This is a genomic window from Facilibium subflavum (genome assembly GCF_003574485.1).
GTDB lineage: Bacteria > Pseudomonadota > Gammaproteobacteria > Francisellales > Francisellaceae > Facilibium > Facilibium subflavum.
Genome location: NZ_QLIT01000050.1, coordinates 1 through 13,590, shown reverse-complemented (window position 1 = coordinate 13,590; position 13,590 = coordinate 1). Strand labels below are relative to the sequence as shown.

Genomic DNA, 13,590 nt, shown 5'->3' with positions numbered 1-13,590 from the left:
TTATGGCAATGCCTGAAAAGATAAAGCCAATCATTGAAGTCAAGGATCTAGGCACATGTTTTGATGATACCTGGGTACATAAAAATCTCAACTTAACGATTTACCCACACAATATTACGGCGATTATTGGTGGCAGCGGTTCTGGGAAAACCACTTTAATCCGTGAAATCCTGATGTTACAGCCTGTAACTGAGGGAGAAATCTATCTTTTGGGACAGAAAATCTCAAACCTATATTACGATGAACCAAAACGGCGCTACTTTGCCAGCAAAATGGGCATGATGTTTCAAAGTGGTGCGCTTTTTAGTGCCTTGACTGCGCTGGATAATGTTATCTTTCCATTACAAGAATATACTGGTTTTTCGCGAGAAGTCATGATTGATTTGGCACGTTTAAAGCTTAAAATGGTTGGCCTTGATGAAAAAGCCTTTGATCGTTATCCATCAGAGCTTAGCGGTGGCATGCTAAAAAGGGTCGCTTTGGCCCGAACTTTAGCACTTGACCCGGATATCGTTTTTCTGGATGAACCTTCTGCAGGACTTGATCCTTATTCATCCAAGAAACTGGATGAGCTGATTCTACAGCTTAAAGCAGATCTAAACCTTTCAATTATCATGATCACACATGAATTAGAAAGTATTTGGCGCATCGTCAATGATATTGTTTATATTGACCAAATGAAGGTTCTAGTGCATGACAGCTTAGAAAAAGTTGCTAAACTCACACAATATGAAAGTTTAAAAAATTTTTTCCATGGTGGACAAGAACATGGCCAACACAGCATAGCACAAGGAAAAAAGAATGAAAAATAATCGATATTTTATCGTAGGATTATTTATTATCCTTATCACAGCAGCAATGATTTTTATCGGCTTTTGGCTTGCTTTTGGCCTTAAGAACACAAAGTATAATATCTATACCGCACACTTTCATGAATCTGTTAACGGCCTTAATGTCAACGCCCCCATAAACTATAATGGTGTTGGTATTGGAAAAGTGCAAAGCATTGAAATTGACAGAAAAAACCCAAGTACGGTGATTGTCACCATGCAAATCCAACAGGGTATTCCTATTTTCACGAATACTTATGCAAGCTTAGTACCACAAGGAATCACAGGCCAGGTATATATTAGCCTGTCTCTTAAAGGTAAAAAGCCCACCACGTTAATGCCGCCTAAAGATAAGCCACCCTACCCTGAAATACAGACAAAGGCCTCATTTCTAACAAATATTGTTGATCAAATGAGCCTTGTTGCGACACAAATCACAAAGATTGCAACACGAATAAACCAGGTTGTCTCAGATGACAATGTTAAAAACTTCAATGAGATTATTGCCAATCTACAATCTATTTCAGCTAACTTTGCCAAAAGCAGTAAAAAACTTGATAGCATTATGGATAGCATTAACAAAGCAAGTCAGTCTATCGCCGGAACTTCTAAACAGGTAAATATGATCTCTCAAACACTGCAAAATCAAACACTGCAAGCGGTTAATAACGTCTTACTGCCGCAAATGCATCAAACTTTGAGCGATGTAGACCAAGGCATGATTGAATTCACTAAATTACTTCAAACACTTAATCAAAATCCATCTGCTTTGATTCGCGGCAAAGCACAACATAAACCAGGAGCTGTCAATGAGTAAATATAAGCGCTTATTTTTTTATTTCGCCATACCTGGCCTTGCAATTAGTTTAGCTGGCTGTAGTGGTTTATTATCACCGGTTAACACACCACCAATACATTACTATCAAATAAGTGCAAACTTGGACCAAAACGCCACCAAAAGCAGCGAAAGTACCGCTCAAAACACGACTCAGGCATCATCAAAATACACCTTATTTATCACAACTTTAACGGCAAACCAGCCTTATAGCCAAAGTAATATGTATTATCGGCAAACACCATACCAATTATCATCTTATGAGCAAAGTCAATGGATATCTTCTCCTAATCAAATGCTAACACAAACACTTACTCAATATTTACTGAATGATCATCAATTTGGAAACGTTGTCTCAAGTAATTTTATTGGTTATGCTGATTATCGCTTAACAGGTAATTTAAACCAGCTCATACAAAAGGCTCAACAAGGTGCTGAGCCAATTGTCTTTCTTTCTGTTACCTACACACTGACAAACGCTGCAACTGGGAAAATTATTGACAGCAAAACCTTTCGACTGCAAACACCAAGTAAAGCCAGTGCAGCATCTTTTGCAGATAGTGCCAATACCCTGTCCAATAAGCTTGTATCAAATGTTGGCCAATGGCTTTCACGCAGCTTAAAAGCACCTCATAGTACTTAGATTTTTTTAATACGTAAGCGATTGGCATTTAACACGACAGTTAAGGAAGAAGCTGCCATTGCAGCACCGGCAATCATTGGACTTAATAATATCCCCATAACAGGAAACAAAACCCCAGCTGCAATTGGAATCCCAATAATATTATAAATAAAGGCGCCAAATAGGTTTTGCTTGATATTACGCATCGTGGCTTTTGATACAGCAACCGCCTGGCTTACGCCCATTAAAGAGTTTTGCATTAAGGTAACTTTTGCACTTTGAATTGCAACATCTGTACCACTGCCAATCGCAAAACCAATATCTGATTGCGCTAAGGCCGGGGCGTCATTTATACCATCACCAACCATGGCAACTAGCTGCCCCTTTTGCTGTAGTTTCTCGATCTCTTTGGCTTTATCAGCAGGCAAGACATCAGCAATTACCTGATCAATGCCAACTTCTTTTGCAATAGCCAAAGCCGTGCCTTTTATATCCCCTGTAATCATCATTACCTGAATACCAAGATTTTGCATCACCTTAATGCTTTTCTTAGCATCTTCTTTTACTGGATCTGCTATTGCAATAATACCCAACACCTTGCCATCTTTGGCAACATAAATTGGCGTTTGTGCATGACTGGCAAACGCTTCTGCCTTTTGCGCTAAGTTACCAGGCTGAATATTATTTTTCTCAAGCCATGCCTTATTACCTAAATATACTGGTTCTCCATGAAGCACACCCTTTACACCAAACCCACTTTCAGATTCAAAATCCTTTGCTTTTTCAATTGCAATAGACATTGATTGCGCTTTTTTGACGATCGCTTGTGCTAGAGGATGCTCAGAATATTGCTCAAGTGAAGCGGCCACTTTTAAAATAGCTTCTTTTGATACCTGAGAAGCCTCGATGGTATCAACAACCTCAGGTGCTCCTTTCGTAATCGTACCAGTCTTATCTAAAATAATTGTGTCGATTTTACTGGCAACCTGCAATGCCTGGCCATCACGAATCAAAATAGCACTTTGTGCAGCACGCCCCATTCCAACAATCACAGAAATAGGCGTTGCAAGACCAAGCGCACATGGGCAGGCAATCACCAATACACTAACACTTGCCACCAAAACAAAGGCTGCTGAGAATCCAAAATAAATCCAAATAAGTGCGGTGATAATTGCGATCATTAAAACAGCAGGCACGAAATAGGCAGCAACAGTATCAGCCAGGCGTGCAATGGGTGGTTTGGTTGCTTGCGCCTTTTGCACCAAATCAATAATATTGGATAATGCCGTTTCCTTGCCGATTTTTTTAACTTCAAATACGAAGCTGCCTTTTTTATTTAAAGTCCCTGCAAACACTTCACTTTTCTCTTTTTTAGCCACAGGAACAGGCTCTCCCGTTAACATCGACTCATCAACGTAGGAATGCCCCTCTATAACAACACCATCTACGGCAATATTTTCACCTGGACGCACTTTTATCTTATCTTTGAGCTTAATCGCTTTAATTTCCACCTTTTCTTCTTGACCATCATCATTGATTCTCACAGCGGTTTTAGGTTGTAAGGCGATAAGTTTTTCAATTGCTTGTGATGTTTTACCACGTGCTTTACTCTCCAAAAGACTACCCAAATTCACCAATGCCACAATAATCAATGCCGCATCAAAATATATCTCACGCGCATTATCTGGAAACAACCCTGGCCAAAGTATAACAACAATCGAATAGCCCCATGCCGCCAATGTCCCAACTGCAATCAAGGTATCCATTGTGGAGGTAAGTTTTAATAAAGCCTTATATGCCCCCTTATAAATATGACTTGCCGAATAAAACAATGCTATTGTTGTGATTAACGCCATAACAAGCCAAAAAACATACCCAGAAGTATCCATTAAGCCAGGTGTTGATGGCAACCAGGCAAGCACAAGCATTATAACACCTAAAGCACCTGAAATAATCACTTTTGCAAGTTGTTTTTCTAGCTGCTTTTTATCGGTATGTGAACCATGGTGGTCATGGTGATTATTTTCCTCATCTTGTCTTGTTGCTTCATATCCTGCTTTTTTCAATATTTTAATAATATCATCAGCAGGTAAACTCGTGTCTACTTCAAGCGTTCGTTGTGCAAAATTAACTGCCACCTGATCAATATTTTCCTTATCAAGTGCTTTTTCAATATGCTTGACACAACTGGCGCACGAGACGTTGTGTAGTTTAAATGTAAAATGTGTATTTTCACTGCGCATTGCTATCACCTGTATCCTTTTGATTATCTTGGTATAACTGTGCCAAAATCGGGCACTGGCTAGTTGGCATTGCCCCATCACAAGCTTTATCCCATGCATCTAGTACGTAATAGATCTCTTGTAATGCCTTTATCTTTGCCTTAATCTCAAGACGTTTTTTTTCAATCGTATTTTTAACACGAAAACTTGTTGGCTGCCCTTCCAGATCCAATAGTGATTTTATCTGTGATAGTGTTAAACCAACCTTTTTCGCATTTTCAATAAATTTTAATCGCGCAACTGCGTGCTCATCATACAAGCGATAATCATTTATTCCTCGATTTGAACGGATCAAACCCAGTTTCTCATAATGGCGAATGGCAACCGTTGTAATTGCCATTTTTTTAGCAACTTCACCGATTTGAAGCATAATAACACCCATTTGTTTTTTATTAATTATCTAGCATAAGCTTAACCTTAAGGTAAAGGTCAAGTATTATTTTTAAAGATAGCACCTGACGCTTAAGTATCAACTAACCCGGGAAAAGCAGCAAGGAGCTAATCGTATTCGTAAGCCATTTTGCAAATGGTCTAAGACATTCAAAATGATGGAAATAGAGAATATAAGATTATTTTTCTATATCTGAATTTAACTTTCTTGATTACGATTACATGATAAACGGATCTAAAAATACCCTTTATAAAACGCAATATGTTACAGAGAACAAAGACACATAAGTGCATAATAGGTAAGCTTTTAATTAATCCAACGTCACATCAACTGGAGGAGAATCATGAAGCATGCAACAGGGAGATATATCAGTATACTTATGTTATTATCTATAGGGCATCTTACAACAGCAAAAACAAACAACAACGATAGTCGTATTACTTATCTGGGACGAACATTGCCAGGCCAGTCACACGTATTAAGCAACTGGTCTGGCACAGGAATAAGCTTTAAAGTCATGCCAAAATCTGATGATGCAAGTGTTCAGCTCACCTTGACACCCATTGATAAAGGAGGGAAAACCGATAGCTGGTTTCAGGTGTTTATTCATCAAAAAGATGGTAAACAACTAGATTACTCCCCCATCTTACATATAACAAAGGATCAACCACGAACACTAACGCTTCAATTATCAAAAGCGCATGGGTTTGAAATGGAGAAAACATATCATATTCAAATTACACAGCTTAATGAAGCTGATCATAAAGGAGATACTTACTATAATCCAACCGCCATAAATAATATTACAGCAAAAAGTGTGACATTCATTGCCCCCACAAAACCAATGCGTAAAATTGTATTTTATGGTGATTCTATCACAACAGGACTCCAGGATAATAATAACGATAATGGACACACTGACAACGATGGCTATGCCAACATAAAAATATCTTATGCGTTTATTGCCATCAAACAACTTGAGTTTAATGCAAAATACAGAATCAATCCAAGTTTTATCGCTTTATCAGGTATTGGCTTTTTTGATAATAATTGGTGGAATTCAAGCATATTTGATTATTTTGACCATATCAACTATGGAACAGGCAGTGCCTATGTTGGCAAAGTTGGACAAGGCGCCGAAAATGCCGATATAGTTGTCATTAATCTTGGAACCAACGATAAAGCATGGGGCTACCCAGCTCACCAATACCAAACTAAATTAGATGCCTTTATTGATCGTATTAAACAACTAAATCCGAATGCAAAAATCGTACTTGATTTATGGGGATTTGTATCAAACTCATATGGTTTTAACTATAGTGATTACTGGCAAGCCATCAGTAATATCGTCAGCAGTCAGAATAATAGTGATTACCAGAAAGTCTGTGCTTATATCAGTGATACAACAAACTCCATGAGTTATAATAGCAAGATGATAAGCTGTTTAGTTGATAAACGTGGCAATACAGATAGAATAGATAATATGGGTTATGGACATCCAACACTCGCCTATGCCAAACGTCACGCTAAAACCCTGGCAACCTACCTAGAAAAGTTATTAAACGCCACACCAACGCCACCTATACCACCAATTAAACAGACATTATATATGTGTCCAGATCAGCTTGTGATTGGCAATTATATTACCAATGGTGACAATATTCCTTATGCTGGCTGGGGTGCATTTCTTGGTCAACATGGAAACCTTAACCAATCGATTCACTGCAGTCAAAGTTATCATAATGGAGTTCAAACCTGTATTGAGTCAGACCCCAATTATCCTAAGCTTTTATGCCACCATGAGGCCACTAAAACCTATTTACAGGCAGCAGGTTATCTCAACACTGCCTGCACACTAACTCAATATGGTATTGGTGGTGAGAATTGTATGCTTAGCAATAGCAAATAATAATTGGAATAATTTAACTGCAAAATCAAACTCAGCTAAACCACTTTTAATGGAAAGCTGTTATAATTAAAGCGTAATATGATCAACGCAAGGAATGCAAACAACGATATGATTGGATTAATTTATACGCATTACTTCTGGTTATCATTAGCCGCCTCTGCCCTAAACAGTGCTGTATTAGCTGTTGTTGCAGGATTTGCCACAAACTCTGATCATGGCAACTTTATTATCCTTATTTTATTATTAACCATTGCCAGTCACTTGATCAGTTTTCTCTACTTTATTGCTGGGCGCCTTTTAATGGCAATAATCAATAAATTTTTGCATAAGCATAATCTTCACCCTCACTCAAAGCGTCTAAACCAGGTCAATGGTTATATTAAAAAATATCGTCTATTATATATCTTTATGTATCGCTTCCTGCCCGGCCTACGATTTATTTCACCTTACATTATCGGCATTAATGCCGAGCGATTTCTACCCTTTTTTATTATTGACTGGTTTGCGGCTTTTATCTGGGCTGTAATATTTGGCACACTTGGCTATCTTTGTGGTGCAGCAACCTTACGATTTTTTGATGATTTTGCCAGCTATGACACCTATATCTATATTACAATTGGTATCATTGTGGTCGTTTATATTCTCTTTAAAGGCGGAAAACGTCTTTATCAAAGAAAATTAAGTCCTAGGTAGTGTGACACCACGTTGCCCCTGGTATTTTCCCCCACGATCTGCATATGAAGTCTGACAGATTTCATCAGATTGATAAAATAGCATCTGTGCAACGCCTTCATTGGCGTAAATTTTTGCCGGCAATGGTGTGGTATTTGAAAACTCAAGTGTAACATGGCCTTCCCACTCTGGCTCAAGCGGTGTGACATTAACGATAATCCCACAACGTGCATAGGTGGATTTACCTAAACAAACCACCAAAACATCTCTTGGAATTTTAAAATATTCTACCGTTCTTGCCAAAGCAAATGAATTTGGCGGGATAATGCAAACATCACCCGTGAAATCAACAAAGTTATTCTTATCAAATGACTTGGGGTCCACAATCGATGAATTGATATTTGTGAAGATTTTAAATTCATTGGCACAACGTACATCATAACCATAGCTGGATGTCCCATAAGAGACAATCTTTTCATCATTTTTATAGCGGATTTGCCCTGCCTCAAAAGGTGATATCATTTCCTTGTTTTCGGCCATATGGCGAATCCATCTATCTGATTTAATAGACATAACTGTCACTCCTGTTTTTTTGTTCGCTAAAATAATTTATTTAGTATACTCAACCTTTACACCCGGCATATTAATTGCAACTGCTTTTGGTTGTTTTGCAAGGTTTGCAGCCATTTTAAAAGCTGCCTTTTGATAATATAAAGAAAGGTCACTTTGCAAATTAGTAGCCATCGTTGGTATGCCATTATCAGCATCTTGACGAATATGAATATCCAAAGGCAACCTGCCAAGTAATGAAAGGTGATATTGCTTCGTTAATTTCTCTGCTGCCATTTGTCCAAAAATATGCGCTTGATGACCACAGTTTTCGCAAGTATAAACACTCATATTTTCGATAATACCAAGCACATGGATATCAACTTTTTGAAACATAGCAACCGCACGTTTTGCATCAATCATGGAAAGATCTTGTGGTGTCGTAACCACAACCGCCCCTGAGATAGGCATGTTTTTTGCCATCGTTAATTGTATGTCACCTGTGCCAGGTGGCAAATCTACAAACAGATAATCCAGCTCACCCCAGTCAGTATCATTTAAAAGCTGCATCAAAGCACCTGACACCATGGGTCCTCGCCAAATAATTGCTGAATCCTGATCAATGAGGTTTCCAACTGAAATCATCTTAACACCATGGCATTGTAACGGTTGGATCTTTTTTTTATCATTGGTTATTGGATTGTCGAAATTTCCCATAATAAGCGGCTGGCTTGGACCGTAAATATCCGCATCCAAAAGCCCGACTCTTGCGCCGTTTTGTGCCAGACAAATCGCGAGATTTGCTGCAGTTGTCGATTTACCGACACCACCTTTACCTGAAGCAATCGCAATAATATTTTTTATACCCTTAAAAGGCTTTTGCCCTTTTTGTGGCTTTTTAGGCTCAATTGCCGTTTCTACTTGAATTTCAAAAGCTTTCTCAAAATTATTTGCATATAGATGATCACTTATTTTTGCGATAAGTTGATCAATCACTTTTTTAGACAATGGAAACCCAATTTTTAGTATGATATTAAAAACATCTTTATCTTTTATAACCTGCGCTTGCGATAAATACAACTGCGCAGGCAAACCGAATATATCAGCTTGGTACTGTGATAATAATAACTTTAACTGCTGCATATAAATGCCTATTATATGATTATAAAACTGCGCTTAGTCTATCGTAATTTAGATTTACGAGCAAAACAAAAGCAACCCTAAATCCGATAAGCAACCGTTGTCATCACTTTAGATTGTGCTTTCATAAGAAGCTTTGCCCAAACAGGAAGTTTAACACCGCCTGCAGATTGTGCATGATCTGCGTGCTCTGCTTCATCTTTGTGCATTTGCTCTAGGATAACACGTGATTTTTCATCTTGCTGTGGTAACTGCATCAAATGACTTTCCAAATGTTTCATTACTTGATTTTCTGTTTCAATCACAAAACCATAACTGATTTTATCGCTGATCATGCCCGCAGTAGCACCAATCATAAAAGAGTTCAGATACCATAATGGATTTAACAGGCTTTTTTTAGCCATTAAGTCATTCAAACGTCCCTCACACCAGGATAGATGGTCATACTCCTCATCTGCAGCCTGATATAAATGCGCACGCGTTGTTTCATCTTTGGCAACAAACCCTTGGCCTCTATATAAAGCCTGCGCACAAATCTCACCGGTATGATCCACTCTAATCAATCCTGCAACATGCGCTTGCTGCTTATTCGTAAGTAAAGGCTCTGCTAGACCCTCTGCTGGCGAATTTCTTGTTGGATGTGCTGCAGGCTGTGTTAATATTTTCACAAAATGATCCACCTCAGCGACAAGCCTGTCAACTATTGAAAACTTACGAAACATTACATTGCCTTACCAGATATTTATTCTTGTTGTATTATATCATTTATGCGCTATTTTGTCGTATTTGCTTTGTAAAGCAAACTTACGGATGCTTCACATAATTGTCGTAAAATCCTGCTCATTGAAGTGTTTTTTATCTACTTTTAAATAAGCAACATATTCATCCATACAGACCATCGCCTCTTCCACTCCTGGCAAGTTTAATATTTTTTGGCGTAGTGAATCTGCACAATACTGATTTTTAAATTGCTTTAAGCTAATAATTTTAGAGCTTAACTGTTTCGGCTTTTTCATTGTTAATGCGATGATAAACCATATCAAGCCCAATAAGCCATTTAATATGAAGACCCCTTTAATACCACTGTGATGAAATACCACACCACCTAGCACACCACCGATAAAGATGCCAAAAAATTGCGCATTTGAATAAACACCCATTGCCGTACCTTTGCTACCTACAGGCGCAATCTTAGAGACAAGCGAAGGTAAAGCCGCTTCTAAAAGTGTGAAACTTGAAAAAAACAGAATCAACAAAACACTCATTACAATAACGTGCCGATCAAACTCAAATAATAAAAATTGCATCACGGTTAAGATGAAAATTGCGCCAACAAATATTGATTTCATTTTGTTTTTTGTTTCAGCAATAATAATAAAAGGCACCATTATCACAAAAGAGATAACCAATACCGGCAGATAAACCAGCCATTGCCTTGTTTCACTGATACCAATATAGCTTTCTAAAATAACAGGGATCACTAAAAATAAAGCCGTTAGTATGGCATGCAAGGTAAAAATACCCACATTCAAGCGTAAAAGCTCTGGCAGCACAAGAACTTTTTTAATTTGTCCTGCAACCGTTTCACTATCACGATGCACCATAATCTTCTTTGGTGTTGGCACCATAAAAACCAATATAAAAATGCCTATAGCACCTAATAATGCGGTTAACCAGAAAATACCCGATAAACCGACTAAACTGTTTAAAATAGGGCTTAACACCATTGCACCGATAAAAGACAAACCGATCGTCATACCAATAACAGACATCGCTTTCATTCGATTTTCTTCTTTTGTCACATCAGCAATAAGTGCCGTTAAAGTGCTGCCGATAGCGCCTGCACCTTGCAAGGCTCTGCCAATAATAATACCGTAAATCGTTGTTGATGCCGCACAGACAATGCTACCGATAATAAATAACACTAACCCAAAAATAATAATGGGCTTTCTGCCATAGTAATCTGAAAAAATGCCCAGGATAATTTGTAAAAGCGCTTGAGTTAAGCCATAAATACCTAATGCAAGTCCCATTAAAGTTGGTGTTGCATCAATGATTTTATCTGCATAAAGACTAAATATTGGTAAAATAACAAATAAGCCCAGCATACGAAATGCATAGATACTCGCAATACTTAATGTCACTTTTTTTTCAGAAAACTTCATATTTAAACCAGATCAACAGTGAATAGACTAGGATTTTACAGATAATTTATGCTGTTGCAAACAGGCGTTTTCTTGTATTTTGATTCAATACAGGTGATAAAGCAGTAAATAGCAACAAAAGACATGTTATTTACTTTATTATTTCACATCACCGCTTATGTATTATTCTGCTCGACAAAATGAAATACGATAAGACGTTGCATTTGGCATTGGGGCGGTAAATGTAATCGTTTTTTGCAAATCACCATAAACCTGAACTGGCGTCCACGGTTGAGGCTGGCCAACAGCTACCCCGGTTTTGTCAAACCACTGTATCTGATATTGAAAGTTTTGATTCGCAGACTTATTATTTTTAACCGAAATCTGGCCTTGAATATTACCATTATCTACACGGTGAACAGAGGGTTGACTAGCCGTTAATTGCCCAAACCCTGAGCCAAAACGCTGGGAATCTGTTGCATTTGCTGGCACTGTAATACAGCGACTGGCACAACCTGACAAAAAAATAACGCCTGATAAAGCTGACACATAAATGATAGGTTTTATACGCATAACTTCTCCTTGTTTACTTAAAGTAAAATCATTAAAGCACATCGATTATTATATACCACTGACAAAGCTTTTCACTGTATTTCTTTTGATTCAACACGCAGTCGAATTGAATCAAATTAAAAGTTACCGAAATAAAAGTTGCACTGCGCAAAAAATGACTCATTAAATCATAATAGAAGTTACCCATGTTTAACAAATGAAGGTTTCTATGGGAAAACTGACTATGGAATTAATTATAAACAACATGAAATCGCAGTATACAGTGGCGAACAAGGCAAGAAAAAGTGAATTGCTAGATCAAGCCTGCCAAACACTTTCAATGCATCGCAAATCAGTTATTCGCTTGTTTAATCGTACTACACAAGCAAAGCGCAAAAAACCAGGAAAGAAAAAACAATATGACTCGCCAGAGCTTATCAAGGTGCTTAAAGACATTTGGTTTGTTAGCGATCAAATATGTGGACAGCGTTTAAAAATGGTTCTACCTGAATGGTTGCCTTTCTATGAAAAGCATCATGGTAATCTTTCTAAGGAGATTAAAGCTCAATTGCAATCAGTCAGTTCAGCGACCATCAATCGACTATTAAAGCCCTACCGATTACATCCAAAGTTTTGCACCACAAAGCCAGGAAGTTTATTAAAGGTGCATATTCCAATTAAAACCAATCAATGGGATGAAAGCATTCCTGGATTTGTTGAAGCCGATACGGTAGCACACTGTGGCGACAGCTTATCAGGTGATTTTATGTGGAGCTTGACGGTGTCAGATATTGCCACGTGTTGGACTGAAAATAGAGCCATCTGGAATAAGGGCGCGCATGGCGTTATTAATGCAATTAAATCAATACAAGAAGCGCTCCCCTTTGAGTTAAAAGGCTTTGATTCTGACAATGGTTCTGAGTTTTTAAACCGTCATTTAATGCGTTATTTTGCAAGAAAATCAATCCAAATGACAAGATCAAGACCTTATCACAAAAATGATAATGCGCATGTTGAGCAGAAGAACTGGACACATGTCCGTCAGCTCTTAGGTTACCATCGTTATGACAATATGAAGCTTGTTGCCTTAGTAAATAATCTGTATCAAAATGAAGTATCACTTTTTAACAATCATTTTATGCCAAACTTCAAGCTGATTTCAAAGCATAGAGAAGGTTCTAAAATCATCAAAAAACATGATAAACCTCAAACACCTTATCAGCGCGTTATGGCATCTAAGCAGATTGATCGTGGTATAAAAATAAAGCTTGCAATAGTGCACAAACAACTGGATCCTTTTGAATTGCAGCAAAGCATTCAAGAGAAACTTAGCGTGATTAATAAACTCGTTAATTTAGATCGCAAGCAAAAAAGAAAAGCGGTTTAGATCAACAAAGTATCCAGGCATTTTTCAGCTATCTTCGCCAGAGGGGCTGGGGTACAAAACAAGTTTGCACCCACAATCAAGAATTTCATAATCTCCTTCACTCTCAACTATTTATGGATAAAATGCTATTGTAACTTTGTCAAATTAGAATGGTATGTTAAATTCATTATTCTAAAGCAATTTGTATGCTTTAGAACCAATAAGAATGGTAACTTATATTTTGATACAATGAGGTCATTAAAAATCAGAACCTTGGTAACCGTTTCTTTTGATTCAA

13 protein-coding genes are annotated in these 13,590 nt (G+C 37.8%); 6 read left to right on the top strand and 7 right to left on the bottom strand.

The window, feature by feature from the left end; genetic code table 11:
• The first annotated feature begins 2 nt into the window (after window positions 1-2).
• Genes DNK84_RS04320 through DNK84_RS04310 form a run of 3 tightly spaced genes read left to right on the top strand, consistent with a single transcriptional unit; the run spans window position 3 to window position 2,308 of the window.
• Window positions 3-812: an ABC transporter ATP-binding protein gene (locus DNK84_RS04320; protein ID WP_235826820.1), complete on the top strand. Its 810-nt coding sequence runs from the start codon at window positions 3-5 to the stop codon at window positions 810-812.
• Complete coding sequence (locus DNK84_RS04315; RefSeq protein ID WP_119343343.1) at window positions 802-1,647, top strand: MlaD family protein; 846 nt, start codon at window positions 802-804, stop codon at window positions 1,645-1,647. The genes DNK84_RS04320 and DNK84_RS04315 overlap by 11 nt, the downstream gene beginning before the upstream one ends.
• A complete protein-coding gene (locus tag DNK84_RS04310) occupies window positions 1,640-2,308 on the top strand; it encodes an ABC-type transport auxiliary lipoprotein family protein (RefSeq protein WP_119343342.1) in 669 nt (222 codons plus the stop codon). The genes DNK84_RS04315 and DNK84_RS04310 overlap by 8 nt, the downstream gene beginning before the upstream one ends.
• On the opposite strand, the gene DNK84_RS04305 is transcribed toward DNK84_RS04310, so the two are convergent.
• Together DNK84_RS04305 and DNK84_RS04300 are read right to left on the bottom strand one after the other, a co-directional pair.
• Entirely contained in the window at window positions 2,305-4,530 is a 2,226-nt protein-coding gene (locus DNK84_RS04305) for a heavy metal translocating P-type ATPase (RefSeq protein WP_119343341.1), read from the bottom strand. The genes DNK84_RS04310 and DNK84_RS04305 overlap by 4 nt on opposite strands.
• Window positions 4,520-4,939, bottom strand: coding sequence for a MerR family transcriptional regulator (locus DNK84_RS04300; RefSeq protein ID WP_162902213.1), 420 nt, complete (start codon window positions 4,937-4,939; stop codon window positions 4,520-4,522). The genes DNK84_RS04305 and DNK84_RS04300 overlap by 11 nt, the downstream gene beginning before the upstream one ends.
• Window positions 4,940-5,303: 364 nt before the next feature.
• Here DNK84_RS04300 and DNK84_RS04295 point away from each other — a divergent pair, with 364 nt between their 5' ends.
• Both DNK84_RS04295 and DNK84_RS04290 read left to right on the top strand, forming a co-directional pair.
• Window positions 5,304-6,869, top strand: a complete 1,566-nt coding sequence (locus DNK84_RS04295; RefSeq protein ID WP_119343339.1) for a GDSL-type esterase/lipase family protein — start codon at window positions 5,304-5,306, stop codon at window positions 6,867-6,869.
• A gap of 108 nt (window positions 6,870-6,977) precedes the next feature.
• Complete coding sequence (locus tag DNK84_RS04290; protein WP_162902212.1) at window positions 6,978-7,562, top strand: DedA family protein; 585 nt, start codon at window positions 6,978-6,980, stop codon at window positions 7,560-7,562.
• Here the strand turns inward: DNK84_RS04290 and dcd are convergent.
• From dcd to DNK84_RS04265, 5 genes are all read right to left on the bottom strand, one after another.
• Window positions 7,548-8,114 carry a dCTP deaminase gene (gene dcd / locus DNK84_RS04285; protein ID WP_119343337.1) on the bottom strand — a complete coding sequence of 189 codons (567 nt, stop codon included), beginning with the start codon at window positions 8,112-8,114 and terminating at the stop codon, window positions 7,548-7,550. The genes DNK84_RS04290 and dcd overlap by 15 nt on opposite strands.
• Before the next feature lie 36 nt (window positions 8,115-8,150).
• Window positions 8,151-9,233: an iron-sulfur cluster carrier protein ApbC gene (gene apbC, locus DNK84_RS04280; protein ID WP_119343336.1), complete on the bottom strand. Its 1,083-nt coding sequence runs from the start codon at window positions 9,231-9,233 to the stop codon at window positions 8,151-8,153.
• Between the two features lie 77 nt (window positions 9,234-9,310).
• Window positions 9,311-9,952 (bottom strand): 2-polyprenyl-3-methyl-6-methoxy-1,4-benzoquinone monooxygenase, encoded by a 642-nt coding sequence (coq7, locus tag DNK84_RS04275; protein ID WP_119343335.1) that lies wholly within the window; start codon window positions 9,950-9,952, stop codon window positions 9,311-9,313.
• Window positions 9,953-10,045: 93 nt separating this feature from the next.
• Window positions 10,046-11,395: an MFS transporter gene (locus DNK84_RS04270; protein WP_119343334.1), complete on the bottom strand. Its 1,350-nt coding sequence runs from the start codon at window positions 11,393-11,395 to the stop codon at window positions 10,046-10,048.
• A 162-nt stretch (window positions 11,396-11,557) separates the two neighbouring features.
• Window positions 11,558-11,947 (bottom strand): DUF1425 domain-containing protein, encoded by a 390-nt coding sequence (locus tag DNK84_RS04265; RefSeq protein WP_162902211.1) that lies wholly within the window; start codon window positions 11,945-11,947, stop codon window positions 11,558-11,560.
• A 223-nt stretch (window positions 11,948-12,170) separates the two neighbouring features.
• Between DNK84_RS04265 and DNK84_RS04260 the strand changes: the two genes are divergently transcribed.
• The gene (locus DNK84_RS04260) at window positions 12,171-13,313 is read left to right on the top strand and encodes a DDE-type integrase/transposase/recombinase (RefSeq protein ID WP_208123253.1); all 1,143 of its coding nucleotides are present in this window, start codon (window positions 12,171-12,173) and stop codon (window positions 13,311-13,313) included.
• Window positions 13,314-13,590: the final 277 nt, after the last annotated feature.

Excerpts from the sequence above, each read along its gene's own strand:
- DNK84_RS04300 (WP_162902213.1), bottom strand. The coding sequence starts at position 4,939 with ATGCTTCAAATCGGTGAAGTTGCTAAAAAAATGGCAATTACAACGGTT.
- dcd (WP_119343337.1), bottom strand. The coding sequence starts at position 8,114 with ATGTCTATTAAATCAGATAGATGGATTCGCCATATGGCCGAAAACAAG.
- DNK84_RS04290 (WP_162902212.1), top strand. The coding sequence starts at position 6,978 with ATGATTGGATTAATTTATACGCATTACTTCTGGTTATCATTAGCCGCC.
- DNK84_RS04270 (WP_119343334.1), bottom strand. The coding sequence starts at position 11,395 with ATGAAGTTTTCTGAAAAAAAAGTGACATTAAGTATTGCGAGTATCTAT.
- DNK84_RS04295 (WP_119343339.1), top strand. The coding sequence starts at position 5,304 with ATGAAGCATGCAACAGGGAGATATATCAGTATACTTATGTTATTATCT.
- DNK84_RS04320 (WP_235826820.1), top strand. The coding sequence starts at position 3 with ATGGCAATGCCTGAAAAGATAAAGCCAATCATTGAAGTCAAGGATCTA.
- DNK84_RS04315 (WP_119343343.1), top strand. The coding sequence starts at position 802 with ATGAAAAATAATCGATATTTTATCGTAGGATTATTTATTATCCTTATC.
- DNK84_RS04260 (WP_208123253.1), top strand. The coding sequence starts at position 12,171 with ATGGAATTAATTATAAACAACATGAAATCGCAGTATACAGTGGCGAAC.
- DNK84_RS04265 (WP_162902211.1), bottom strand. The coding sequence starts at position 11,947 with ATGCGTATAAAACCTATCATTTATGTGTCAGCTTTATCAGGCGTTATT.
- apbC (WP_119343336.1), bottom strand. The coding sequence starts at position 9,233 with ATGCAGCAGTTAAAGTTATTATTATCACAGTACCAAGCTGATATATTC.
- DNK84_RS04310 (WP_119343342.1), top strand. The coding sequence starts at position 1,640 with ATGAGTAAATATAAGCGCTTATTTTTTTATTTCGCCATACCTGGCCTT.
- DNK84_RS04305 (WP_119343341.1), bottom strand. The coding sequence starts at position 4,530 with ATGCGCAGTGAAAATACACATTTTACATTTAAACTACACAACGTCTCG.
- coq7 (WP_119343335.1), bottom strand. The coding sequence starts at position 9,952 with ATGTTTCGTAAGTTTTCAATAGTTGACAGGCTTGTCGCTGAGGTGGAT.